At 65.3% G+C, this 26,548-nt stretch carries 14 protein-coding genes; 5 read left to right on the plus strand and 9 right to left on the minus strand.

What is annotated here, in order from left to right; all coding sequences use genetic code 11:
- Positions 1-242 precede the first annotated feature (242 nt).
- The 5 genes from GA615_RS16765 to GA615_RS16785 all read right to left on the minus strand — a co-directional run bounded on the left by GA615_RS16765 (position 243) and on the right by GA615_RS16785 (position 8,083).
- Complete coding sequence (locus GA615_RS16765; protein WP_152052465.1) at positions 243-1,331, minus strand: sialidase family protein; 1,089 nt, start codon at positions 1,329-1,331, stop codon at positions 243-245.
- Between the two features lie 1,173 nt (positions 1,332-2,504).
- Positions 2,505-3,761 carry a DUF2092 domain-containing protein gene (locus tag GA615_RS16770; protein WP_152052466.1) on the minus strand — a complete coding sequence of 419 codons (1,257 nt, stop codon included), beginning with the start codon at positions 3,759-3,761 and terminating at the stop codon, positions 2,505-2,507.
- Between the two features lie 44 nt (positions 3,762-3,805).
- Positions 3,806-5,191 (minus strand): hypothetical protein, encoded by a 1,386-nt coding sequence (locus GA615_RS27550; protein WP_161602387.1) that lies wholly within the window; start codon positions 5,189-5,191, stop codon positions 3,806-3,808.
- Positions 5,192-5,228: 37 nt separating this feature from the next.
- Entirely contained in the window at positions 5,229-5,702 is a 474-nt protein-coding gene (locus GA615_RS16780) for a hypothetical protein (protein WP_152052468.1), read from the minus strand.
- A gap of 158 nt (positions 5,703-5,860) precedes the next feature.
- Complete coding sequence (locus GA615_RS16785) at positions 5,861-8,083, minus strand: PKD domain-containing protein (protein ID WP_152052469.1); 2,223 nt, start codon at positions 8,081-8,083, stop codon at positions 5,861-5,863.
- 396 nt (positions 8,084-8,479) lie between these two features.
- On the opposite strand from GA615_RS16785, the gene GA615_RS16790 reads away from it, so the two are divergent.
- The gene (locus tag GA615_RS16790; protein WP_152052470.1) at positions 8,480-12,145 is read left to right on the plus strand and encodes a hypothetical protein; all 3,666 of its coding nucleotides are present in this window, start codon (positions 8,480-8,482) and stop codon (positions 12,143-12,145) included.
- A 112-nt stretch (positions 12,146-12,257) separates the two neighbouring features.
- Here GA615_RS16790 and GA615_RS16795 read toward each other — a convergent pair whose 3' ends face one another.
- Positions 12,258-14,333 (minus strand): FAD-dependent oxidoreductase, encoded by a 2,076-nt coding sequence (locus tag GA615_RS16795; protein ID WP_152052471.1) that lies wholly within the window; start codon positions 14,331-14,333, stop codon positions 12,258-12,260.
- 247 nt (positions 14,334-14,580) lie between these two features.
- Between GA615_RS16795 and GA615_RS16800 the strand changes: the two genes are divergently transcribed.
- Positions 14,581-15,024 (plus strand): PilZ domain-containing protein, encoded by a 444-nt coding sequence (locus GA615_RS16800; protein ID WP_152052472.1) that lies wholly within the window; start codon positions 14,581-14,583, stop codon positions 15,022-15,024.
- A gap of 71 nt (positions 15,025-15,095) precedes the next feature.
- Here GA615_RS16800 and GA615_RS16805 read toward each other — a convergent pair whose 3' ends face one another.
- Positions 15,096-17,690, minus strand: coding sequence for a CehA/McbA family metallohydrolase (locus GA615_RS16805; RefSeq protein ID WP_152052473.1), 2,595 nt, complete (start codon positions 17,688-17,690; stop codon positions 15,096-15,098).
- Between the two features lie 231 nt (positions 17,691-17,921).
- On the opposite strand from GA615_RS16805, the gene GA615_RS16810 reads away from it, so the two are divergent.
- A complete protein-coding gene (locus tag GA615_RS16810) occupies positions 17,922-19,901 on the plus strand; it encodes an SLC13 family permease (RefSeq protein ID WP_152052474.1) in 1,980 nt (659 codons plus the stop codon).
- A 319-nt stretch (positions 19,902-20,220) separates the two neighbouring features.
- The gene (locus GA615_RS16815; RefSeq protein WP_152052475.1) at positions 20,221-22,956 is read left to right on the plus strand and encodes an LEPR-XLL domain-containing protein; all 2,736 of its coding nucleotides are present in this window, start codon (positions 20,221-20,223) and stop codon (positions 22,954-22,956) included.
- Positions 22,957-23,118: 162 nt separating this feature from the next.
- Here GA615_RS16815 and GA615_RS16820 read toward each other — a convergent pair whose 3' ends face one another.
- Both GA615_RS16820 and GA615_RS16825 read right to left on the minus strand, forming a co-directional pair.
- Positions 23,119-23,661 carry a hypothetical protein gene (locus GA615_RS16820; RefSeq protein ID WP_152052476.1) on the minus strand — a complete coding sequence of 181 codons (543 nt, stop codon included), beginning with the start codon at positions 23,659-23,661 and terminating at the stop codon, positions 23,119-23,121.
- Positions 23,662-23,902: 241 nt separating this feature from the next.
- The gene (locus GA615_RS16825; protein ID WP_152052477.1) at positions 23,903-24,976 is read right to left on the minus strand and encodes a WD40 repeat domain-containing protein; all 1,074 of its coding nucleotides are present in this window, start codon (positions 24,974-24,976) and stop codon (positions 23,903-23,905) included.
- Between the two features lie 754 nt (positions 24,977-25,730).
- Between GA615_RS16825 and GA615_RS16830 the strand changes: the two genes are divergently transcribed.
- A complete protein-coding gene (locus GA615_RS16830) occupies positions 25,731-26,546 on the plus strand; it encodes a response regulator transcription factor (RefSeq protein ID WP_152052478.1) in 816 nt (271 codons plus the stop codon).
- The last annotated feature ends 2 nt before the right edge of the window (positions 26,547-26,548 follow it).

The raw sequence follows: 26,548 nt of genomic DNA on the forward strand, positions 1-26,548 counted from the left end.
GAATCGCGCACGGTGACGAAATGGGGCGGATTGTCAAAGAGCAAGAGGGACCGGGCCTTCGTGGTTCATCCAGCGATAGGAACGGTTTTCACCCACGTTCCGGAGTTATAGTCGGGGGGCTGGGACGATGCGTCGGTGTTGGCTCCAAACGCGAGGACCCCTCTCCCCGGCCCTCTCCCCGCCCGCGGGGAGAGGGGGTCGGAACCGTTCGGCAAGAGACGCTGAGGGACGCTTCATGGAGGTCATTGCTCCTGACCGAGAACCCAGGATTCATCAAAGATGGCGTGATTGACGACGGAGCGGCGGTCGGAGGTGAAGACGACGTGGATGCGACCGTCGCGGGCCTGGAAGGCGATCGGGTAGCCGTAGTCGCGGTCGCCATCGGCCAGGATGCGGCGGTGGGGGTATGAGGCGTCGTGGTCGGTCGAGAGGGCGACGGCCAGTGGGGTGCGGCGGGTCATGCTGTCATTGTAGACGAGCAAGAGGTTGCCGCTCTGAAGCTTCAACAGGTCGACGGCGGCGTTGGGGTTCGGGAAGGCGGAGTTCAGCCCTTCGGTCCAGGTCTGGCCACGGTCGTCCGACTCGGCGCGGATGATGTAGCCGTCGGTGGTGGGTCCGTAGTCGCCGCCGCGTCGGCAGTAGGCGACGATCCGGCCGTCGGGCAGTTGCACGGGGGCGGGTTGCAGGTTCCCGCGGGCCGACCGGATGCGGCCCAGCTCCTGCCAGCCGGCGAAGGGGTCGGCCGGGTCGAAGCGGTAGAAGACCGAGCAGGTGTCGGGGCCGACCGATTCGGTGTCCTCGCCCGTCTCGAAGTAGGCGGGCAAGAGGTACGAGCCGTCGTCGAGAACGATCGGCCGGTTGCGGACCATCATGCCGGCCTCGGTGGCGAGGATTGAGGCGTCGGACCAGGTCTGTGCGCCGTCTCGGGACACCTTGAACTGGATGCGGGAGCTGGACCAGGTGTCGCCGAACCGGACAACGTAAAAGAGCCAGACGAGGCCGTCGGGAGCCTGCCAGATCACGCCGTTGCCGGCCGATCGGAGGGGGTCCTTGGCGATGACCTCGGGGAAGGTCCAGGCGTCGGTCCCTTTGGCCAGGCGAGATCCGTAGACGGCCGTATCCGTCGCGTACTCGCCCGCGCCGCCGTAGTAGACGAGGTACAGGTCGCCATTGGCCAGCTCGTCCATGCAGGCGGGATGCTTGTAAGGGCCGGTCTCGATTTCCGGTCCGAAGATGCGGCGGATCGTGAGCGATCCATCGGCCGGGGCTTCGGTCTGGGGAGGGGCAGCGGCGAGCACGGCGAGGCCGGCGGCGAGCGTGAGGATCAACATGGGTGCGCAGTCCTGGAGTCGAGAGAACGGTCCTGGAATGGGGTCGGATCGAGAGCGGAGCAAAGCGAGGCGAAGCGAGGCGGATGGGATCACGGGGTCGTGGGCGACCCGGCCCGGAGTGGGAATTACCCTATCGCTCGGCGCGGCGTTCGACAACGACCTCGTCGAGCCTCACCGGGACGGCCCGAGCGTCGTCGAGCCCGGCGGCTCGGGTCGGTGCGCGCGCCGGTGCGCTCCTGGGTGCGCCTCGGACAGGGGAGGGAGGATCGACGTAACCTCTTTTTGGATTTAACAGTTGAAGCCATGAGCCGGATTTCGTTTCGGCAACGGACCTCGTCGGTTTCTTGGGCCGGCGCCCCGGACTCGGACGGCAAGGGCGAGGAGGGTGCGCCCTCGGGTGCGCCGGGCGGTGCGCCTTCGGGTGCGCCACCGTGCCGGCCTCGGAACACCCCAAAGAGAATACCGCAACCCAATACACAACAATTAGTTGCAGCAAATGACACCGAGAGCGAGGGGGGGCTGTCTGGGTTCGTTTCGAGAAGGAGGACGCAGGAGAGGCGGAGGCGAATCGAGCCGGGGAAGGAACTGGAAGGAATCGTTTCTCGAAGGGGGACGGCCGAGGTCCCATCGGGCCGCGCGGTGCGGTCGGGTGCGCGGGGCGGTGCGCCTCGGGTGCGCCAGTCGGTGCGCTGAAGGGGAAGAACGGAACGTCTTTCATGACAGGAGCATCGGGAAATTCAGGACGTTTGTTTCGAGACTTTCTTCGGTGTGGAGAGCGGTCAGGGTGGGAAAGGCGAGGACCAATAACAACCAACCAAGCACTGAATCAATTTGGGGGAATGACGGGGTTCAGCCATCTCAGACGACGAGCCGAGGATCGGGGAAGGACGCCATAACAAGAGAATCGTGAGAAGGGGGAGGGGCAGTCACAAAAACCGATTGAGGAAGGCGGATTCTCGACGGGGAGGGTCAGGAAAGCGGGGAGTGAGGAGAAGGGGAAGGGCGGCGGTCTCGCGGTCGGTCGGTGGCCACTGCGTCGCAGGCGCACGGCGCCTCCGGCGGCTCGAAACCGAGAAGCAATCGAGTTGCCGAGGCATCGGGAGGAGGTCACGGGTCGGGGAAACGCCTTGAGGGAGGCAGGCGTTTCCCCGAAAGACGGGAACGGGAGCGGCGTCAGGGGGCAGGGGCGGGAGCGGGGGCGATGGGGCGGCCGTCGAGCAGGGTGTCGAGCTGGGTGGTGAGCGTGTCGAGCACGGCGTCGCCGGTGCCGAGGTGGACGGCCTGAACGGTGCCGTCCCTGGCGATGAGGACGAGGGTCGGGATCGAGGTCACGCCGTAGGCGTCGGTGGCTCGGCCGTCGGGGTCGAGGGGAACGGCCAGATCGAGTTCCAGGGCGTCGAGGGTGCGGCGGATCTCGTCGGGCTCCTCGCCGACATTGATGGCGTCGCAGACAACCCCGCGCTCACGGTACGGTTTCAAAGCGGTCGAAAGGCGAGGGAGCAGGTCGAGGCAAGGATTGGCCCAGCTCGCCCAGAAGCAGAGGACGACGACATCGCGATTGGCGTGGAAGGCCAGGTTCGTCTTGCTCCCGTCGAGGCGGTTGAGGTCGAGCTCGGGGGCAGGGCCACCGATCAGGGTGCCGGTTGCGCCGTTGGCGAGGGCGGAGTAGATGTCCTCGACCTCCTTTGCATCGTCGGGCAATTCCAGGGCGAATGCCTCGTCGGGGATCGGCCCGCCGAGGGTCCAGTCGAAGGTGGCGGTGGTGATGAGCCGGTCGGCGCGGTCTTCTCCCGAGGGGACGGTGAGGATGCGGACGAGCTTCCGGGGCAAAGGCTCGGCGTCGGGTCCGATCCAGAGTTCCTCCTCGTCCCCTCGCCAACTCAAGGAGTAGCGATCGAGCGTCTGGCCCTCGACCTCCTCGGTCCCGAGGAAGGCGCCGTCGGTCGCGTGAGACTGGACGAGATCGACGAGGTCGGGACGCATGAGGGTGTCAATGAGCGATCCGCTGATGCTGATGGCGACGATCGGGTTCCGTTCCAGGGCCGCGGCGGGGTCGTTGAGCTGTTCGGCCTGCGAGTAGAGGGCCCTGGCGGTGTAGAAGGTGGTGGCGGTCTGGCCGTCGCCGACGACGATCAAGCTCGGCTCGGGACGGTCGCCGGGGCGGACCTCAATCCGGAAGTGGCCGGGGCGCTGCACCTGGAGCCGGTAGAGGTTGGTGCCGGCCTGGTCGTCGTCGCGAGGCCCTTCGACCTTCCAGTCGAGCCGCACGGTCAGGTCGAACGCCTCCAGCCCGGCGAGGTATTCGACGAGCCGTTCGTAGGCCGCGATCAGTTTCGGGTCGTTGGCGCCGGGAGCCGGCGGAGCGTCTTCCTGAACAGGGGTCGTGGGAACCGCCAGCGCCAGGAGGAGCGTCGGGACGATCGAAAGCATGGAAAGGTGATCCTCTGAACGCGTTTCGGGTCGTGTCAACTTCGTCAGTACGGAGACGGATACGGAGCCGAACCGGACACCACGTTGCGGGCCTCGTTGATGAGGTCTCGGATGCGAAGGAGCCGCGCGTTGTTGGGGCCGATCTGCCCCCGGCCGACGCGGAGGGTTCGATCGACCAGGCGCTGCACAATCGCCTCGGCCTCGGCCTGCTGGCGTCCGACCGAGGGGTTCCAGCCGCCGGCCGAAAGCCCCTGGCGGAGCCCGATCAGGGCGTTGCGCAGCTCTTGCGCGTCGCGGTGGAAGCGAGGACCTTCGGGGATGACCGAAAGGTTGGGACGAATGCCGAGAAGATAGACATCCACTTCTCGGATCGCCTCGTCGATCAAGGGGACCGCCTGGGCGGTGGGGGGAAGCACTCCCCCGCCGCCGCCGAGGCCGGGAAACCCGGGCCAGGGAAGCTGATCGTAGCCGGGGGGATCGATGAGGACCGGCTGATTCGGGTCGATGATGAAATCACCGCCCAGGCCGAGCAACCGGCTGAGCTCGTCGATCCCGCGCTCGACGTCGTTCCAGGATCGGGCGATCCCGCGAGGGGGTCGGGCCCCTTGAAGCACGGCTCCGGTGCGGCGGGCCTGGTTGCGAATCGGCTGAAGGATGGGGCCGAGCTGCGAAACCAGGAGCTGCCGACGCGCCAGATCGTTCACGCGAGCGAGGCCGGAAGCCATGCCATCGAGATCTCGAAGAACTCCATCGTAGGGGGGGAACTGGCCGACCTCTCGGTCGATCCGGTTTTGAAGGACCTGGATGCTGGCCAGAGTTTGCTCAGAGACCTCGGCCACGCGGCGCCAGTCGTATCCGGGAGCCGAGGGGGGAACCGTCGGTGGGCGGCCGGGGGGAGGAGGAATCGGCGGGCGGCCGGGGGGTCGGCCGATCGGAGGGCGGCCCGAGCCCTGCGACTCCTGGCGCAGCTGAGAGACGATCCGATCCATCCGGCGGGCCGAGTCGAGGGCCCTCGGCGCGGTGCCGGGAGGACGATTCAGCTCGCGCTGGACCTCGGCCAGCGAGCGTTCGACAGCGTCGAGGGCCCGGAGCCGACGGTCCTCATCGGCGTGGCGCTGGCGGACCTCCTGCTGGTAGCTTTGGGCGGCCCCGAACAGGGCATTGCCGCGGATTTCGAGGTTGCGTCCCTGGCGGGTGCCCGCCAGCTCGTCGCGGACCTCCCAGAGAAACCGCTCGGACTCGGCCACGAGCTGATCGGCCAGCACGCTGGTCGCGCTGCCCCGGCCGAAGGGTGCCTGAGCCTTCGCCCCGACCTCCAGCCCCCTCCCCAACGTCAGCACCGCAACCGCCACCACGACGCAGGATCGGCACATCGGAATCCCCTGTTGATGGAAGATGCCTCCGAGATCGCCTTCCGTGGACGCGGCCATCCTCGACCAACTCGGGGATCAGGGCCGGATCAGAGTGTTACGAAAACCAAGGGAGCAAATAGCGGACCAGCAACGCGGGCGGTTGCTTCGGCAAGATGAGCAAGAGGCCGAGCGCGATGCAGGTCATTTGAGTCAGCACGGCGAGCCAGACGATCCCGAGACTGACGGTTCGGGCCTCTCCCGATCGTCGCTGCCGACGGCGACGGCGAGGACCGCCAGGCCGGAGCAAGCTCCGGGCCCGGTGAATATAGGCGTTCCCGAGCGCGAAGTGAACCAGGGCGCAGCAGAGCACACTGAACAGCAGGAAGACGCTTCCGGCATGCTGCGCGACCCCTTCGCCGCCGCGGAGGTCCTGAAAGGCGAGGGCGGCAAAGGCCACGAGCGTGGCATTGTCGGACCCTCTCAGGATCTCCTCGTTGCCGAAGAGAAGCAATTCCTGAGTGACCCCGTCCTCGGGAGTCGCCGACGATGGCGGAGTCGTCTGATCCTCGGGAGGCGGGGAACTGGTCATGATTCCCTGGGTTCCACGAATCAAATAAAAGGCCGCTCAAGGAAAGCGACTCGGGGCCGCCGCGGCCGGAGAAGGGCCGGGGGAAGTGTGGCCGCACGGGACCATCAATTCAAGGGGTCTTGAGAGTCAACAGGTCAGAATCCTCGGGCCGACGATGCTCAGAACCGGGCCGATCGAACCGAGGCCGACCTGAGCGACTTGCGAATGCGAGTTCCTCCCCGGCGCACGGTCAAGGCGGCCACGATCAGCACGGTGGCCCGCATGGCCTTCGATCCCGAATCGGCGTCAGAGTCCTCGGCGGCCCCGGTCGATGAGGCCGCATCGGCCGCCGCCGCATCGGCCCCCTCGGCACTGGCAAGGACGACGCTCGACGGAGCGGTTGGCGCGTCGGAATCGGCTACGGCGTCGACGGTGGAGGGGGATCCCGGAGCCGAAACGATGTCCTCGGAACCGAGTTCCGCATCGGCCTGGGCCTCGGCCGCGGCCACCTCGGACGAATCGGGAGCCGCAGCGGCAGGCGGAGGGGCGGGCGAAGGCTCCTCGGCCGAGGCGATCGGCACGGGAGCCTCGCCCACGGCCGGGGAGAACGATCTCGGGGCCGGGTCGGGAGCATCCTGGCCAATCAGAATCGCGATGGGAGCGGCCTCGGGCGGCGGAATCGCCGGGGCCGGGGCTCCGGGATCGCTCGGCGATCCGAGCAGGGTCTCGACCGTCGGCTCGACCGAGCGAGCCGGCAGCAGGGCCTCGGCCAGCTGCTGGGCGGCGGAGGGGGGGGCGGCCACCGGCTCGGGATCGAATCGGAAGGTGGGAAGCGAAGGAGGCTTGGGGGGCTCGACCGTCACCGGCACGGCCAGCACGGCCGCCGCGTCCCGATCATCGACCACCGAGACCGTGACGAAGAAGGACCCTATGCGATCATAATGATACGTGGCGTCGACCGACGTGGAGCCGGGAGGCAGGACGAGCCGAGAAGGCTCGCCGATTCCCCAGTCGATTGCGACCGCGAGCGGGTCGAGGCTCCCCGGATCGGCGATCTCGGCGGTGATCGTGAGCGCGTCTCCCAGCGTGACGGTGCCGGGAACGCGGACCTGGCGAAGCTCGGGAGGGGCGTTGCGCACCCGGACCAGGGCCGAGGCGGCGGCCTGGTCCGTTCCATCGTGCAGGCGAACCGTGATGGTGTAGTCGCCATCCTGAAGGTAGCGATGAGACCGATTTGGCAACAGGCCGGGCTGATCGACCTCGAACGCTTCGATGGCCGAACCGTCTCCCCAATCGACCTCGACCGCCCAGCGATCCTCGGCGCCCGGGTCATCGAACGCTCCGACGGCGAGAATGGTTTCGCGGCCTTCGATGGTGTCCTGGGTTGCGGGGAGCGTGACCGAGGGGGCACGGTTGCGGACAACGAGGGACCGATCGGCCTCGTCGAAGGCTCCCAGCTCATCCTCGACCCGCACCGCGAGGCGAACATCGCCCTCCTGGGGAACGGTCAGCCAGGCCTGGCCGGGCTCGTCGGACGGCTCGATCCGGCCGTCTCCCTCCAGGGAGAAGGCGAAGGAGAGCGCATCGTTCGCATCGGGATCTGAGGCGACGACGATCACCCGAACCGGCTGACCCTCAACGATCGGTTCCTCGAACTCAATCGACGTGATGCGGGGCGCCTGATTTTGGGGTTCGGGGGGCAGGTCGACGTCGATCAGGCCGGCGTCGATCCCGACCGTGAAGTCGAAGTAATTGTCGATCGGATCGTCGTCGAGGAGTTGCACGGCGACCTGGCCGGTGTCCCGAATCGTGTCGAGGACGAGGCGAAGAACCTCGGGATCGGTCACGTGGAAAAAGCCGGTGTCGACCCGATCGTTTCGGAATCCCCCTTCAAGGTTTTTGGAAAGGATGACCGTTCCCAAGGAGTTGGTTTCGACCGTTGTGACCTGGTCGAACCGGCCGACGGGAATACCGTTGAGCAGGAGGGTGTTGTCTTCTCGGTCGAAATCGCCGGGGCCGGTGTCGCCGTCGTCGACGGTCAGGCGAACGCTCAGCTCGGCCAGGGAACTGCCAAGGGCATCGACCACCGCCGGGGAGAAGCCGGATCGCACGCCGATCGTGCCCGGATTGCCGCGGAACTCGGCCGGTTCTCCCCGGGAAAAGTTTCCGACGAACAGATCGCTGGCCCGGATCTGGGAGACGACGCGCCGCCCGTTCGTCCCGATCAGATCGATCACGACCCCGCCGACCGGCGAAACCCCTTCGGGCAGCAGGCCGCCTTGTGTGGGCGACGTCAGGGTGAACGTCGTCAACAAGGCCCGCGGTTCGAGCCGTTGCAGCTCGGGCCGGAGGTGGAAGGATCGGGAGCGTTGCATGGCAGAAACAAACGGCAAAATGAGCATCGCAAGGTTCGATTCATTACTCTCTAGGAATTCCATTCTACCCGCCGGGAGCCCATTCGGCGACCTTCCAGACACGACTTTCCCGACGACGCCCCGTGGCGCGATCGGGAACACGGTCGCCTGCCTGAGAACGATTTTTCAAAGCATCCTCTTTCAAGGGTGCAGTCAACGGTCTAAAATTCAGGAGTGTGATTGATTCCTCGCGACGGGGAATCCGCACCGATTGCGCCATGTCGGCCCTGCTCCGCGACGGTTCGCGGATCGGGGCCGTTTGTGTTTGTGGGTCCGAATCACGACTCGGATCGCTGCCCCGCCGGCGTGTGCGTCGCGCTGCCGAGGCCACCGGGAGACCTCCTTCGAGCGGCCTGCCAGACGAGACGACCAGGAGCGATCATCATGCGTTCCCATTCTCAAGCGTTCGGACTCGATGAGGTGATCCGGCGGGAGCAGGCCGAGGTGCTGAACCGTCGGCGAGCCGCCGGCTTGATCCGGGGCGAGGACCCTTCGGACGATGTCTCCCGGACCCTGGTCGGCCTGTCGTTCTCGGGCGGGGGGATTCGATCGGCCAGCTTCAACCTCGGGCTCTTGCAGGCACTTTATCGTCACGGATTGATGCGGTCGATCGACCTGCTGTCGAGTGTCTCCGGGGGGTCGTACGTCTCGGCCCGCCTGATCTCGGAGGTGACCCATCCGGAAACTCGGCTCGACTGGGAAGGCAACGGCACCGATCACCACGCCTTGCCGGGGCCAGGCACGGAGGTTGAGACGCCGAGGGAGGGGGCCGGGACTGCGCCGTCGGCGGCTCCATTGAACGCCAACGTGACCGCCCCGGAGCACCAGTCCCGAGGCCGGGGCCGCCGGAGGCGATCGGCGGGGGTCGAGCACGATCATGAGCACGAGCACGAATCAGGCCAGCCGTCGTCTTCCGAGGTTCCGGCGTCGAGCACCTTCGCGCTGGCGGCCGACCCGACGGGCAGGCAGTCTCCCGAGGTGCTGGAGATGATTCGAGGCGGGCGGTACCTGCGTCACGAGACCTTGGCGGGCCTAAACCGATGGCTGATCGGGATTGTGTTAATTACGGCGGTGACGTTCAGCGGTGTCCTCTGCGTGGCCTCACTCTCGGCGTTTCTGTTCCGATTGCTTGATGATTACCTGATGGTTGACTGGCTTTATGTGCTTGGCTTCCCGAGTGACGTGCATCGCGCCTTGTTTCCGGCGTGCGTGGTGTTTGTCGGCTGGCTGTTCGTCTGGGCGATCGGCTACTGGCGACGGGGAGAGCGCGTGACCGGGCTCGCGGCTCGGCCCTTGCTGGTGCTGACGATCGTCTCGTTCCTGCTGGCGATCTCGGCCCTGCTGGGAACCGGCGACATCGACATCAACTACCTGCGGAGCCTGTTCGGCATTCAGCCGCCAGAGCAGGAAATCAACCGGATGCAAGGCTGGCTCCAGTACCTCTTGCCGGTCTTGCTGGTGATCTTGCTCTTGCCCTACCTACGCCCTCGGGAACTGATTCGGAGCGGTACCCATCCGAGGAACCTGGCCGAAAGCTGGGTCTTTGCCATCGCCAGCCGGGCGCTGCTGTATGGCATTCCGTTGCTGATTTTCGCCTTCATGGCACGTGAGAATCTGTCGAAGTTTAACGAATCGCGTCTCAACCGCGTTGCTTACCTGCACGATATCCGGCTTCCGGCGCAATCGGACCTGATCTGGATGGATTTCAAGGACTGGCGAACGGCCTGGCGGTCTCTCGAAGCCGAGGCAAAGGCGGCCGAGGCCAGGCAGGAGAGCGAGTCGTCGCCGCCCATCGACTCGCGTCGCCAGTTGAGCCGTCGGCTCTGGCAGACGGCCAGCAGGCCGATTGATCGGGAGGAGCTTCAGACCTTGCTCGGTCCTCAACATCTGGCGGTGATCGACCGCGACCGCCGGGCGGGGAAACTGGCCTGGCCGGCGACGCTGCTGGAAGTGGCCGTGCACTGCGAGGAAGAGAACGCCCGCCTGGTGCGCGAGCTGTCGTTTCCCAAACGCTGGCTCTTGCTCATCGGCCTGCCGGTCGAGTCGCGCAACGCCCTGACCGATCATCACAGCTATCGGGTCGCCTCGCGATTGCTGGGCGAGGAGGTCTGCCGCCTCTTGAACCATGAGGTGCTTCGCGATCCGGGGCTGTTTCAGGATGCTCCGTCGTTGAAGGTAATCACGGTGCGCGACCCTGATCGGGCCTCGGAACTGGAACTGCTGATCGCCCCGTCGTCTCCGGCGGCCACGACCCTGGCCACCCCGTTTGCCCAGACCCTGGAAACCCTTCGAGACGAAGGTGCAGACCTTCAGGCAATGGCACAGGCGGAACAACTGGAAGACAGCTACACGGACTGGACCGCGTTGCGATCGCGGCTCATCCAGGTGGTGTCGAGCGATGCGAACCAGGGGATTCCGGGCCGGAAGGCTCGGGAATCGGCGCTGCGGACCTTGCTCGACAGCGAGAGCGCCAAGACCGTGCGGCGTCGGGAAGGGGCCGAGGCGGGGGCCTCGGGCCTTGTGACCAACGCGACGGACACGATCAACGCGATGATCGCCCAGCTTCCGCCGGACCTTCGGACCCTCGACGCCGAGCTGACCTCGTTGAATCGAGGATTGCTCCAGACGGTGTATGCCGACCTCATGAAAGATCGGAACACGATTTTCGCCTACAACGTGCAGCCGGCCGACCAGCGCATGAGGCTCTCGTGGTTTGTCTGGGCGCTGGGGCTCTTTCTCGTTTCGGCGTTGCTCGTGAACCTCAATGCCACCTCAATGCACGGCTACTACCGCGATGAGCTGGCGTCGATGTGGATTCGAAAGCACCCCGGCGAAGGCTCGACGATTCCTCTCGTGCGGATCGAATCGACGAACAAAGGGGCCCCCTACCCGATCTTCGGCGCGACGTATAGCCAGCTTCGCAGCGACCAGACCCGGGCGAAGTCTCCGGAAGATACGTTCATCTTTTCCCCTCGCTTCTGCGGATCGCTCCGGACGGGGTTCGCCGCCACCGAGGACTATCAGGGAGGCCGGTTCGACCTGGCCAATGCGATGGCCATCTCGGGAGCGGCGCTAAGCCCGTCGTACCCGAACAACCCGCTCGTCGCCGTCTTGCTGCTGTTGACCAACATGAGGCTCGGCCAGTGGGTGCCGAATCCCGGCTATCGGGGGTTGCCGCTGCCGCTACATCACCTGTCTGAGCGGCTTCCGGCGTCGCCTCTTCGCTTGCTGATGGACACCTTCTCGAAGCCCGACCTGCGGTACCATTGCTTTGTGGCTGATGGCGGTTATGTCGAGAATCTCGGGATGGAACAATTGCTGTTGCGACGATGCCGCCTGATCATCGCCTCGGACGTTTCCAGCGACCCGTTCTGCCTGTTTGGCCAGTTCATGGAGGTCGTTCGGCGGGTCCGAACCGAGCACGGAATCGTGATCCGAGGGCTCGACGATGATCCGATCACCCCCGATCCCGAGGGGATTCGCTGCCTCGTCCCCGACCGATCGGTGCAACTGGCCAGCACAGAGGGAACGATCCGACACTACGCCCACTCGCATTTCGCCGTGGCCGAGATCCTCTACCCTCCAGACGACTCATCAGACGATTCCGAGCCGATGACCGGATGGCTCATTCTGGTCAAGCCGTCGTTCACCCTGGACGAGGGGACCGAGCTGCTCAGCTTCTGGGCCGAACATCCCGAGTTTCCGAACGATCCGACGACCGACCAGTTCTACGCCGCCGACAAGTTCGAAGCCTACCGGATGCTCGGCTTCCACATCGGCGAACGGCTCGCCCAGGCCCTCGACGGCGACCCGTTCGAGCTTCCCGCCGGCGCTCAGGCCCTGCTGCGGACGATCCGGGCCGAGCTGCTCTCCCACTGGTCCGACCCGAGCCGGCCGCCGGCCCCCGAACCGTCGCCGAGGCGGTCTCGTCGTCGAGCGTCGTCTCACAAACCCATCAACGGCGAGCATCCGGCCGACCTCGACGAGGAAACGGAGCCCGCTCCGCCCCGATCGCGTCGATCCCCCTCCTCGCACCATCCGGCACACTGACCGGTCGTTGCCGGGAAGCAGGCATGCCGAGCGGAACCCGAGCCCCCTCTGGAGCCCATCCGGGTTCCAGAGGGGGCAGATGACCGCGACGACCGAACCCATCAACACAGGATCACTTCGGGAGAAACTGCACGGCGTCGAGAATGACGTGACCGTTGGTCCCCTCGGTCCGGATCTCAACACTCGATTCGCCGTCGAATCGAAAGATGCCGAGCGATTGGAACGGGCCGGGGCCGGAGGGGGATTGCCGCTGATTGATCGTCAATGCGGTGTGCCCGTTGGCGTGGTGAATGACGATCGGAACATTCGTGGCTCGGTTTGAGGTCGGCGCGTAGGCTAATCGGACCTCGTACGATCCCGGTTCGAGGGTCGCGCGGTAGGTGGCGGCCTTGTCCCCTTTCTGCTCGTTGCCGTCGTGCCGGTAGCCAAGATCGACGAACGGCCGGACCACCGAGCTGATCCCCCAGTTGCCGACCAGTTCGGCCTGCTCGTCGTCGATGACGATCCCGTCAAGTTCGGACGACTCAAACGAGACGTTCGGGCGGTTCGAGGTCGAGTCGGGCAGGTCGAGCACCTGGCCGTCTTCGACCAGGCGGTTGAGAAGCGCCTCGGTCGGGATGTCCTGAACGGAGGTCTCGTGATCGATCGCCAGGACCGCCCCGGTGGCGGCCGACTGGCCGAGGATCATGAAGACCGGCTCCATCCGAATCGACCCGTAGGCAATGTGCGACGAGGAGAGACAGACCGGCACGACGAGGTTGGCGCACTCGGTTTCCTTCGGCACGAGGGCCCGGTAGCTGATCTGGTAAGGACCGCCGGGGCTGATCTGAATGTCCCCCTCGTTCCGGGCGTGGCCATTTTCATCGACATAACGCTGAACGTTATGGCTGTCCATGTTGTACGAGCCCATGCCGACGGAGTCGGGCGTTGCGTCGATCCCTCGCAGGTGCCGCTCGGTCATGACGAAGTCGGAGACCATCCGGCGGGCTTCCCGCACATAGATCTGATGCGGCCAGTGGCCGTTGTCGGTGAATTCGTCGCGGGAGAGGCCGTAGCTGGCGGCCTTCGAGCGGATATCGTCGGGGATGTCGGGATCGTTGGCGAGGAAGTACATCAGGCCTTTTTGATACTGCTCGTGCTCGGCGATGATCTCCCGACGGCGCTCGTACGAGGCTTCGGGATAGTCGTAGTTCATGCCGATGTTGTCGGTCGAGAAGGCGCCGTGGTTGTTGGTGTCGGTCTTGTGGTTCGGAATCGGGTCGAACTTGTTGAAGACCCCCTTGAAGCCGCCTTGCAGGTAGCGGCGGAGCAGCTCGTACTGATTCGGGTCGTAGCCTTCGGGTTTTTCAAAAGGGACGCGGTTCTCGGGGTGATCGGTCAGGCACATCCGGAAGCAATAGGCCTGGAGGCGGTGGTCACCTTCGCCATCGGTGCCGGGGTCCTCGTCGTGGATGAGAGGGAGCAAGCCGCTGGAGGGGTCGCCGGGCACTACGTACGGATCGACCGGGAAATCGAACTGGTGGCTGACAGCCCGTTTCTTCTGGACGCCGTTGAGGGTTTCGCCGTACTGGGCGTTCGATTCGCGGCCGACCGTGTAGGAGACACCGGCGGCGGCCATCAGGTCTCCTTCATACGAGGCGTCGATGAACATGGTGCCGTGAAAGGTCCGGCCGTCCAGGGTCGTGATGCTGAGAATGCGGTTGCCGTCTTTCTCGACGCCGCCGTCGCGGTCGAGCCAGGCGTCTCGGACGACCGGGATCTCATGCTCGGCGACGAGGTCCTCGAAGACCGCTTCGGCAATGTGGGGCTCGAAGATCCACATGGTCCGATTCTCGCCGTCGATGGCGGGGGTCCCCTGCCCCTTGTTGCCGTAGTCGTCGCGCGACTGCCAGCGCCAGGCGTCGGGTTCCTGGTACTTTTGCCAGACGCGGTGGTAGAACTCTCGGGAGAGGCCGCCGATGCCGTCCTTGCGACCGCTATCGGTCCAGCCGAGGCCGCCGCTGGAGAGGCCGCCGAGGTGAACATCGGGCGAGACGACCACGACGGACTTGCCCATGCGGTCGGCCTGCACCGCCGCGGCGATGCCCGCCGACGTGCCGCCGTAGACAACGACGTCGAATGGCTCGGACGGCTCGATCGAGGAGAGAGGGGTTGAGGACACGGCAGCGATCAGGAGCAGGAACGTCATCACACTCACCCAAGGCCAGGAGAAATAAAAGGGCGCACGGCGAAACGACCCCAAGAATCGATCCGTCGAAGGCCGGCGTCTTGGTCTCTCATTGAACCATCCGAGGCCGCTTTGAGCCACCGATTCCCTGGTGCTCCTGACCCAACAGGGCGAAACGATGACCTAAACTTCTCCGACAGTCGGTGTCTCGACGGTCCTCCATCGGCCGGGATGTTCGATCAGGAACGTTGAAAGCGATGACGATGCGATGAATCCCCTTCGGACTCTCCTCGGTTTTCCGTCGAAGAACAGCCAGCGATGCCGGCCGGAAGGTCGCAACCGCAGGCAATCGATCCGCTATGCGTCCGAGGTGCCGATCGAGCTGGGCTGGTGGGAGGAGGACGAGTTCCGGTCGATCGACGGAACCCTTCTCGATATTTCCCACGGTGGGGCCGCGGTGGTGCTGGCTCCCGAGTCAATCCTTCCCGAAGGAAACGTCCATCTGCGGCTCGCCGACATCTCGGAAAGCGCCTGGGTTGCGGTCGAGATCCGGGCCGTCCGGCCATTGAAGCAGGGGGCGAAGGTTGCTCACCTGCAATTCGACGGCGGCTGTTCCTATGCCTTTTTCCGAAAGGCACTGCCCGCGACCCACCTCGACAGCATGGGAGCCAGTTATGCCTCGGGAGAATTCGACACGCGATCCTGGCGGTGAGCCGACGTTCCCGCCCCGATCGCCGATGCCCGGGGCCCGGGCACCGGCTTCCGTCCGGAGGGGAGGTCGGATCAGTTGGCCTTCGTCGGCAAGGGGGCCTCGAGGGTGTCGCCGTTGGGGGTGAAGCCATCGTCCCCGAAGTCGAGGAAAATCGGGTTGGAGACGGCGATCGGCCGATCGTCGGCATGACCGCCCTCCCCGAAGACGGCGCCGAGCGTCGAGTGTTCGCCGATGGTGGCGACGATCACATGCGTATCGGCCTCGATCGCGAGCGGAATCTCCCGATCGAATTTCACCGAGCCGTCGTCGCCGAAGGCGTCGGGAGTGTCGGCCCGGGTGAAGTTCAACGCCTCCGACGCCCGGCCGTTGAGGAAGACCTGGACGCGGTCGATGTCGAACCAGTTCGGGCACTGGACCCGAACGTGGAGCGTGGCCGAGCCTCCGGAAGCCTTCAGGTCGCCTCCAGGGATCGCCTCGGCCCCGTTGGAACGGATGGCAACGTCAAGGAACGGGCCGTTGGTCATGATCACCTGGCCGGATTCGGCGGCGCGGACCATGTCGGCGACGTCGATTTCTTTCGGGTCGTCGGTCGGGCTCTTGAGGTAGTTCCGCAGCCATCCGGAGCCGTGGAGATTGTAGTGGGCGTCGGTATTGACGACGCCGGGGAAGCGGTGCCCCTGGTTGATCATCTGCATCCAGTTGACAATCGTATTGTTATACGATCGTCCATTGCGCTCGATCCGGGCCGGCTCGAAGATGAAGTGCGGCGGGTGGACCTCGATGACGTCGATATGGCCGAACATCCCCCGGAACCCTTGATCGGGCTCGCCGTCGCCGTTGCGGTCGTAGAAGACGTGGCCGAGGTCCGGGTGGTTCAACTGGATCAGCTTGTCGCTGTAGCCGTCCCAGAGGGCCAGGCGCTCGATCTGCATCTCGGGATCGAGATCTCTCATCGGGGCGCCGCCGTCTTGAACGTGCTCACGAAGCACGAGCGGGAAGGCGTTCTGGTGGTTAACGTCGCCGGGAATGCTCGTCAGCTCGATCCCGGTACAGGTGGCCATCAGGTGCTCGGCCCCGAGGGATTGCAGGTGCGGCACGTAGGTCGAGAGGCGATTGTGCTCGGTGCAAGGGGCGAACTCGACGTGCTCGCAAAGCAGGTTGAGCACCCGGCCGAGCTGGCTCGACGAGTTGTCGCCCGAGGGGGTCGAGTGGCTGTGGAAGTCGGAGCTGACCCAGCCGGTCGTATCGACCGATCGCTTCAACGAGGCGGCGAGAGTCGTCTCCTCCCCCCGATCGACGGTCAACTCGGTGAACACCGCGTCATATTCCGGCCCGTAGCTGACGATCACGTCGTACGAGCCGGGCTTCAGCGGGACCGAGAAGGTGCCGTTCTGGGAGTAGTAGAGGTTGCCGACGGCGTGCGTTCCGGTATCGGGTCCGAAGTCGGGGCTCGGGGTCCCGTCCTTGCCGACGAATTGAACCTTGCAGGGAATCGGCTCGCCCTGTTCGCTCGTGATCGTGGCCGCGACCCGGCCCGGCTGGGGCAACGTGGCGAGGTAACGCCTGGGGCCTTGCTCGGTTAGCTCGGTCGTCTGATCTCCCCACGGCGCAACCACCTCGACCTGGTAATCCGACCCGTTGTCGGGCACTCGGGCCGTCAACCGGCCTTCGGCGTCGGTTCGACCGTGGCCAAACAACTCCCCGTCCAGTTCCAGCGTGACATCGGCCCCGGCCACCGGAGCCCCCGAGGAGTCCCGGACCGTCAACGAGGCGGGCACCAGCCGATCGCCGCCGATCGCCGCCGCTTTGACGCCGAACAGGTCGCTCGCCGGGAAGAACCGCCGCGACACCGAGAGCTGTTCGCCGGGCTTCAAGATCACGGCCTCCGGGGCGGCGATCACGTAGCGGAGGGTCGAGAGATGCCCCCGAGTCTCGGCGTCAATGACCAGACGGGCGCTCGAGCCCGATGCCTCGGCCTGGCCCACCTGGACCCCGTAGGCCTGGCCGAAGTGGCGATCCTCGACCCAGAAGAGGGAGGCTCGGCCGTTGGCGGCCTTCTCAAACGTTCGCTCGGCCCGCAAGACGTCGGCCGGATCAATCGTCAGGTCGCGGCCGGTGTCGTTCGTCCAGGTCGTCTCGATGGTGATGGCGTCGGCGTCGTCGGCCAGGGTGTAGCGCAACTCGACCAGGGGGCGGTCGGGCCTCGGCTTCGACAGGAGTTTCAGGGTGATCGACCGGGCGCGGACGAACATCGATGGCCTCGCCTGGTTCGTGCCGTCCACCTCGTTCCGCTCGACGTCGAAGATCTCGGGCTGATCGACCTCAACGCCGGCAAACTGGAAGTCGTTCGTCGGTGAGGCCGCGAAGAGGACCTGAAGCTGGTCGCCCCCCCCTTCGTCTCGCCTCGCCAGGTCAATGATCATGCCGCCGACGTCGCGGACCATCATGTTCGCGTTCCGCATCCGGACCGGCCGGGCGATCACGGCCACAACCCGATCGTTACGCAACACGAAGTCGCCGTAGATGGCGTCGGCCTCCTTACCCGTCGGAGCGTACGCATCCCAGGTCTGAGGAGAGAGGGTGACCAGGTCGGTCCCCCTCGCCTCCGGGGCCAGCATTGCCAGCAAGAGGCCGGCAACGCATCCGTTGCGAAGCAAGATTCTCATGGTATCGTCATCCCTGGAAACTCGAATTGGAAGGCACGGGGAAGGCCTCTGAGCCGGACTCATTGAACGCCCCCATCCCCCCGATCGCTAGCACTTTCTCCGACGTTCTCACCGGTTTCATGAGACATTCATCCCGACGCCAAACCGGGATCTTGCATATCCCGATCAAGAAAGGATAGATTAGCTCTCCGTTCCGATCCCTCCCTCTTGGTCTTCTGAGCCCGAGCCGTGATGGTGCGTATCTGCTGGCTGATGCTGGTGCTGGTCATTGGCGGCGGAACCGTGGTGCTGGCCGGGCCGGCTGACGATCCGACAGCCGTTGGGGACGGTCCGATCGTGGAGAGCCCCCCCGAAAGGGCCGAGGCCGAGGCCGGGGATCTTGGGGGCGAGGTCGAGGCCGAGGCGAAGCGGCCGCCGCTCGGTTTCGACGCCTGGTTGACGCTGGGGCTGACGGCGCTCGTGCTGCTGACCTTGGTCCGAGACTGGGCGCCGCCGGACGTCGTCTTCCTCGGGGCGGCGGTCTTGCTGGCCCTGTTCGGGGTCCTGGAGCCGAGCGAGGCGTTCAGCGGGTTTTCGAATCCGGGGGTCTTGACCGTCGCCGGGATGTTCGTGGTGGCGGCCGGCCTGCGGGAGACGGGGGTCCTCGACGTGATCGGCGATCGCTTGCTCGGCCGGGTCGGGACGTCCGAAGGGGCCCGGGCGAAGCTGGCGGCCCTGGTCGTGCCGAGTTCGGCGGTGATCAACAACACGCCGATCGTGGCGATGCTCTTACCGGTGGTCGTCGACTGGTGCCGTCGGCAGCGGGTGGCGCCGTCTTCGGTCCTGATGCACCTGTCGTTCCTCTCGATCCTCGGCGGCTGCTGCACGTTGATCGGCACGAGCACGAACCTGGTGGTGCACGGCCTCTTGCTCAAGCAAGACGACCCGAACTTGCCGGGCCTCGGGTTCCTGGAACTCGGCTGGGCGGGGATTCCGTGCGCAATGGTCGGGGTGGCGTATCTGCTGTTCATCGCTCCTCGCCTGACCCCGAAGCGCAAGGATGTGTTGCAACAGCTCAGCGAGGCGAGGCGAGAGTACCTCTCGGAACTGATGGTCGCCCCCGGCTGCAAGCTGGTGGGCAAGACGGTCGAGGAGGCCGGCTTGCGGCACCTGCCGGGCCTGTTCCTCATCGAGATCGACCGCGACGGCGAGGCGATCGGCCCGGTCGAGCCCGATGTGGAGCTGCACGCCGGCGACCGCCTGATCTTCACCGGAGACGTTTCGACCATCACCGAGCTGGAAAAGGTCCCCGGCCTGATGCCCGCGGCGCAGCCCGAGTACGAGATCACGGCCGGATCGGGCGTCGATCGGCCCGGCCACCGGCTCTGCGAGGCGGTCCTTAGCTCCGCCTCTCCGCTGGTCAACCGGAGCGTCCGAGAAGCCGGATTCCGGGGGATGTACGATGCGGCCGTCGTCGCCGTCCACCGCAACGGCGAACGCCTGGCGGGGAAGGTCGGCGATATCGTCCTGCGCCCCGGAGACACCCTCTTGCTCCAGGTCGGCCCCGACTTCAGCCGGGCCTTCCGAGACCACCGGGACTTCTACCTCATCTCCGAGGTCGAAGGGTCGACCAGCCCCCGGCACCTCCGCGCCCCGGTCGCGGCCATTCTGACCGCCTTGATGGTTCTGGCGATCGCCTCGAACCTGGTCGAGCCGGCCGTGGCGGCCCTGCTCGCCGGGGGGTTGATGGTCGCCACCCGATGCCTCGGCCGACCCGAGGCCCTGCGGTCGGTCGAGTGGCCCGTCTTGCTGGCGATCGCTTCCTCGCTCGGCCTGGCCGCGGCGATGGACAAGACCGGAGCCGCCGCCGCCGGGGCCGAGCTGCTCGTCGCCGTCACCCGATCCCTCGGACCGATTGCCGCCCTGGCGGCGCTTTATCTCGGCACGATGCTCCTGAACGAACTGGTCACCAACAACGCCGCCGCGGCCCTCTCCTTCCCGCTGGCCCTCGAAACCGCCCGGACCCTCGGCGCCGAGTCCCGCCCCTTCATCATCGCCATCACCCTGGCCGCCTCGTTCGCCTTTGCCTCTCCGATCGGCTACCAGACCCACATGATGGTCTACGGCCCCGGCGGCTACCGCTACGGCGACTTCCTCCGCGTGGGCCTGCCGTTGAACCTGTTGCTCTGGGTGACGGCGATCATCATCGTCCCCATCATCTGGCCACTCTGAGTGGGGATCGGCCGCTGGTTCCCCTTCAAGGCTCCCTCCGGGTTGAGCCTGGCTGGAATCGATCGGAGATGAGCCTCGGCGGGGTTTCGTAAGCTACGATTCGGGCGGACGTCAGCAATCGAGCGCCTGAAGAAGTGCCGTACCCGAAGTCGAGGCGGATCAGGGAATTGGTGAAGGCTGCCCCTGTTGTTCAGGCCGAATGTCCGAGAAGATGTTCCCACCCACCACTCGATGCTCGGCTCATGAACGCATTCTGATTACAACACGCGATCAACCTTCAGAGTTTCCATCCTGATTCTTGATAAGGGGTCTCACGACGATGTCCAGGCCTTCCCGATCACGATCCATCGGCCGCCATCGCCCGAAGCACATCGAGCGAACCCGCCTCCAGCTCGAACCGCTCGAGCCCCGAACCATGCTTTCGGCCGATCTGCCGATGCCGGTGGCCGTGTCGGGAGCGGTGGGAGCCGAGGTCCTGGCCCTGGAGATTGCGTCTCCCTCCGCCTCGGCGCACGAGCGATTCGTGAACCGGATCGCCACGGCCCTGGTCGATCAGCCGCTGGCCGATGCCGTACAGGACCGGCTGGTCGGCTGGCTCGATCGGGGCATGTCCCGGGAGCGAGCGGCGGCGATGGTCTTGCAGTCAGAACCGGCTCGCCGAGTGGAAATTCTCAACACGTATGAGAAACTTCTCCACCGTGAACCAACCGCCGGCGAGTTTCAGTTCCACCTGAGCGAGACGGCCAGGGGTGCCGACCAGCTCGCCGTGATCTGGCGGGTGATCGGCTCGGCCGAATATTTCCAGAACCGCGGAGGAGGCACACACGAGGGGTACCTCAACGCGATGGCCGACGACCTCTGGCAGCGGAGCCCGACCGAGACCGAAACCGCCCGATGGGTTGGTGCGCTTGACCGGGGGGTTCCCCGCTCGCGTGTCGTGGCCGACCTGCTGAGGAGCCCGTCGTATCGGGAAGCAACGGCGGTCCGGATCGCCTCGATCGCCACCCCCGGCCGCGTGGACGAGCAACTCGCCGCCCGTGTTTCGACTGCTTGGCAAGGGCCCCGGGCCTTGACCCGGGCCAAGGCCCTGATGCTTGGGTCCGCCCCCTACCTGGATTCGATCCTCGCCACTCCGTCCCTCCCGCCAGTCTCCTCATTGCCCGAGTCCGAACTCGCCTCCCCGCCGCCGGTCGGTTATCCGTTTACCCCTGAGTTCAGCCTGTTGACGAACTGGAACCCGATTGCTCCGGGGGGCGTCGACCTGTTCTCGCTCGCCTCCTTCGGAGCCTCGCCGGACGGAAACTACTGGGTCGGCACCATCGCGTCGGGCCTGTTCGCATACGATCCGGTGACGATGATCTCGACCAGCGTCTGGAGCGGCGCAGCCAACTCGATCGCGCCCATCTCGAACACCGAGGCCTGGCTGATCGGTTCGGATCAATGGCAGGAAGGGCCGCTGTTCATCGCCTCGATCACCAGCTCGGGCACGCTCTCGACCGTCGCCGACCTGCCGGGGGGTGACTCGCCGTCTCAGATCGGCGCCTCGGCCGATGGCATCGTTTGGGTCCTGGGAGGTTCGGGGACGGCCTACTCGTATCAAGAGGCATCCGACTCGTGGTCGGTCATTCCCAATAACGGATTCTCGATCAAGCAACTCGGAATCGGTTCGGCGTCGAACATCTGGGCGATCGGCAGCGATGCTCAAGGAAGCGCGGTCTTGCTCTCGTGGTCGTCGGGCGGGGGCTGGGCTGTTGATTCCGAGTTCAGCGGCACCACTCCTACCGAGGTGTCGGCGGCGGCCGACGGCTCGGTCTGGGTCGTGGCCGATTCCGTACTCTTCCTTCGTCCTCCGGGAGGATCGTGGGCTGCCGTCACGAAGCAGACCCCGCCGGGCATGTTCTTCGGCATCGCGGCCAACGACCGAAACCGCGTGCTGGCCTCCTTCGACTCGGCGCAGGTGCTTCAGGTCCTCTCCTTTGGCCTGCTCGACCGGCCGGCCACCCCGTTTCCCGAGGTGACCGATCAGTGGGACGCCGGATACGCCGCCATCAACGCCGGCCTCGGTATCGTCGCGCCGGGCGGTGTCCGGGCGCTTTACAACGACGCAATCGCCACACTGAGCGGTTATCTCAACAAGATTGAGTCTACCTTGCCCGGTCAGGAGATCCCGCGACCGCCCGATGTGTCCCCGACCAACTGGGATGCCATCAAGAGCCAGCTCATCAATGAACTGAACGACGTGATGGGCGTCAACAACCTGTACACGCAGCTCACGACCCTCAATTCGGACATCGGCACGGTCACGAACGACCGGCTTGTCGCCGCCGGAACCCTCGTCGCTCTGACCCAGAGCGAGCAGCAGAACGACACCGCCTCGCTCGCGATTGTCGGCGTGTTCGAGGCTGCCCTTGCGGCCATGGCAGCAGCTTTCAGTGGCGGAGCGGCCATTGGCGCCGCGGCCATCGCCTCGGGGATCGACAACCTCATCGGCGACCTGACCAATCAGCCGAACCCCGGCCCCGATACGAAGCTCGAAGAAACGTATGCGGCGCTCTTGACCACCCTCGGAAACCTCTTCACGGACAATGTGAAAACCTTCGCTCAGCAGCAAACGACCATCGTCGGTGATTACGGGATGCTCTCGACCCTCGGTACGGCCATCTCCTCCGGGCTCTGGGACTGGGAAGACGTCACCACCAGCGCGATCGAGCAGGCCACGTCCAACAGCTACGACCTGTTCTTCTATCAGACGCTAATGCCGATCAAGTGGCAGATTGTCTACATGGAAGATTACATTTGTGATCTCTATGTCTGCAATCAGCTCAAACCGCCGACCTATGATCTTTACGAGGTTGTTCTCCAGCAAAGCAACACGTCTCTCCTGGCCGACGTCTGGTTCGTCAACCAGATCGGTGCGTCGACCAACCCCTTCGACAATCCCGGCCCGTACCCGACCGAGGAGCTGCTGACGGCCATCTGGAACCTTGGCGTCTCGCAGAGCGACTTCTACAACGCCCAGAACGGCTGGGATCTGAAGATCGTCAATGCAACCTGATCCTTCCCGAGGAGCAACCGGGGCGCCCTGCAGGGGTACCCCGGCCTCCCGGAGCATTACTTCAGGTGATCACGACGCGACAGCGAAGTCTCTCGGTCCCGCCCTCGCCCTGGCCCTCGCCCCCATTGGTGCAACGAGCTGAGGCCGATTCCAGGCGTCAGGTTATCGGCCCCGATCGAACTCAATCCAGCCCGAGCCGGACCAGGAGTAACCGACCAGGAAGGGGGCATCGAGCGAAAACGGAGCAGAGATCGCCGTCATGATGAAACTGCCATCGACCACCCGCTCGAAGCGGCCCGTACTGCCCGAGGCGGGCGTGAACTCGGCGATCCAGACGGTGATGAACAGGCCATCCCCCGCACCAAACAGATTGACATTCCCCTGATAGTCGAAGCGAAGCACGTCGCCGTTGGCCGCGGTGAAGGCCACGGGCTCGGCGCTGGAGAAGGTGCCGGTCGTCGGGCCGGTGAACCCGTCGAGCCGGACAAGGCCCTCCGCCTCGTAGCGTCCCAGGTGCGTGGCCGTGCCGATCGCGTCGTGCGGCGAGGCCTGACCCGGAACCAGGGGAATGAAATCCGCGACCCCCGCCCCCGTCACGCGGAACGGGACCACCTGAGCCGAAGCCGGCTCGGCCCCGAACCCCAGAACGACCAGCAATCCTGCCAAAGCAACCCCTTGAGCAATCCATCGAAGCATCGAACGCATTTCAACCCCTCCTCAATCCGCCTCTTTTGAAAACGAAGACTCCCCCCGCGCGGCGGACCAGAGCACGAGGAGCAGCCGAGCCCACGTGGCCTCGGGTTAATCACCTGGGACTCTCGACCCGTCGCGAGCCCCAATGCAAGCAATCCACGGTCGAGCATCGCCCAATCCGTCTCTTGGTCCTCAATGGACCTTCCGAAGGAGACCCGGTGGAGTTGCCCCCGGAAACACGGTCGATCCGGCTTCAATCTTCCGCCGATGGGTCTTCGAAGTGGGCGAGCGTGGCGACCTCCACCGTCTCAAGCCCTCCCAGAGCAATCCGCGTCCCGTCGCTCGAAACCCCCATCGAGCAGAGGATGCGTCCAGGGAAGCGGTACCGGTGTTGGATACGGAGTGTCTCGGTACTGAGTTGCCACACCCGTTCCTGATCGATCCGCACCAGAAGCGACCTTCCATCGGGCATGGGGACCATCTCCTCCACCGGGCAAGGGACCGTCTGAACCTCACCGCCGGAGCCGAGGTCCCACCTCCAGACGACCTTATCGTGCTGGATTGCCCACCAGAGCGTCTCACCGTCGGGTGAGAACACCAGCGGTCGGAGAAGCACCCGCCCGCAAGAAGTCGAGGCTTGCACGCGGCCCGTCTCGGTCTCCCACACAATGACCAAACCATCGGCATGGGCCGAGGCAAGGCGGCGACCGTCGGGCGAGAAGGCCAGGGCCAGCAACGGAGCCTGAGACGTCTTCAGGTCCAGCCGCAGCGACCGGGTCTCCACCTCCCAGAGCGTGAGGCGACCGTCCCCCTGCCCTGTGGCAATGCGGCGGCCGTCGGGCGAAAAGGCCAGCGTATGAACGGAGACCTGCTCTAGCTCGATCCTACCGCAGTCCTCGCCCGTCCTCAGACTCATGAACCGGATCGAGCCGTCGAGGTGTCCCAGTGCGGCCATGTTGCACCCAGGGTCGAAGGCGAAGCTCCGGATGACCCGATCGTTCCCGCCGATCGTGGTCCAGAAGCCCCCGCCCTCGGCCTCCCAGAACGTCAGGCGGCCGTCCACCTCCAGGGTGGCCACCCGCGTATCGTCCGTCGTGAAGGCGACCTTGCGAATCGGCCGTTCCCCTCTGCCCACGTTCAGGGACGACGCGCCCCCCTGGCCCGACCGATCGTCGTCCTCGAAGCCGATTACCCCCACGATCGCCACCAAGACGATCGCGGACCATCCGGGGGTCAGCACGCGCACGCGGCCTCTCGTGACGGTCGGAAACCGCCCAGCCGGATTCTCGTCGGGGCCGAAGCCCGGTCGCAAACCAGAACGGATCATGGCACATTGCCTCCTCCGATCGAGGGCGGGGTGTCCGGGCTTCCTTTGGGATCGGCACGGGAACGTTCGGGCCGCTCTCTGGACGCCGAACGCCCCGCACCGACCGGGAGCCCCGGCCGATCCGTTTCGCAACGTGATCAACCGGAGCGACCGATCCGCCTCGATTCCAAACGCCTCCTCCCGCCCATCGAGAGACACCCCTCGTCACGACGGGGGAGGATCGTCAACAAAACGTCACACGAGTACACACCTGGCGAATTAATCGCCTCATCAGTTCGACACACCCTCACACGCAGACACCAAAACCGCACAAACCCTCGGGTCATAAAACCCAAGCTCACGCCCTCCGAGAACCAGTCAAAGGCTTGATCGCGCCGGAATCGGGGCTGGCACCAGATTGCAGGGCCACCGGGTTGCTTGGGACTGGCGGCCGAGACTACGATACTGGTTCAGCAGCACGAGACCGGGGCGGAGCTTCATGGCGCAAGTTCCCGGAGCAGGATTTCATGAATCCAGCAAACTCTTGATCTGCTGCATATGTTGCGTGCAATGAGTTTGATCTGAGTCTTCGGTGTCCTTCGGGCCGTCGGGGTGTCTCCGAGGCGACTCGGGCTCGTCGTGGAGCCGGGGTCGGCCTTGGGAACGAGCCGACGCCTCAGAGAACGTGTGCCAATCCTAAATCATCGAAACGGACGGTCCATTCCCTAATTCCAGGGATGCCCCGCGTTTCGATGGGTCGACGGAGTGCAATGCCGTGTCGAAATCCTCTCGGCTCCGCGCGGGTGATGCGCTCGCGATTCACCACCTGATTGGCGAGTGTCGCGAGCTGGGCGACGACGTGACCACCTGGCACCAGCACCTGATTGAGCAATTGATTAAACGGCTCGGCGGGACAGTCGGTCTCTCCGGGGAACAAATCGACATCCATAGCGGCCGCATGCGATTCCTTGGCCAACACGACTGGGGATGGGAGTCCGACTCGAGCCGCGCGTACTTCTTCGATGTCTTTTCCCAATTCGTCGACACCCCGGGTCTTTCGACCCTGACCACGTACAGCCGCAAGATGATTGAGCATGACGGGATCTGTCTCTCACGATCGACGCTATTCTCAGAGCGAGAATGGAAAGCGACCCAGGATTACGAGGCCTTTCTTCGTCCGATCGCACTCGACAACCCCTTGTGGTGCATGCGATCCATTCCGGGAGTGAAGGGGGACGAATCCATCGGTGTGACTCTCTTGAAAACCCGAGGGGACCGAGAGTTCGATGGACGCGATCGGGCCTTCGTTCAGGAGCTGGTGACCGTGCTGGCTCCTCTGGCCGGTGGACCACTGGCCCGCTTCTCGGAGCCATCACCCCGCGACCTGGCCCCGAGGGCCCGGCAGGTCCTCCGCTGCCTGCTCGAAGGGGATTCGGACAAGCAGATCGCCCGACGCCTGCACATGAGCATCTATACCGTGAATCAGTACACCAAGGCCATCTATCAGCATTTCCGCGTTCATGGCCGCAACGAGCTGATGGCCCGCTGGATCCGGCGCGGCTGGGGCAGCTCGTTCTCCTGGGCCGATTGACG

Source organism: Tautonia marina, from assembly GCF_009177065.1.
Taxonomy (GTDB): domain Bacteria; phylum Planctomycetota; class Planctomycetia; order Isosphaerales; family Isosphaeraceae; genus Tautonia; species Tautonia marina.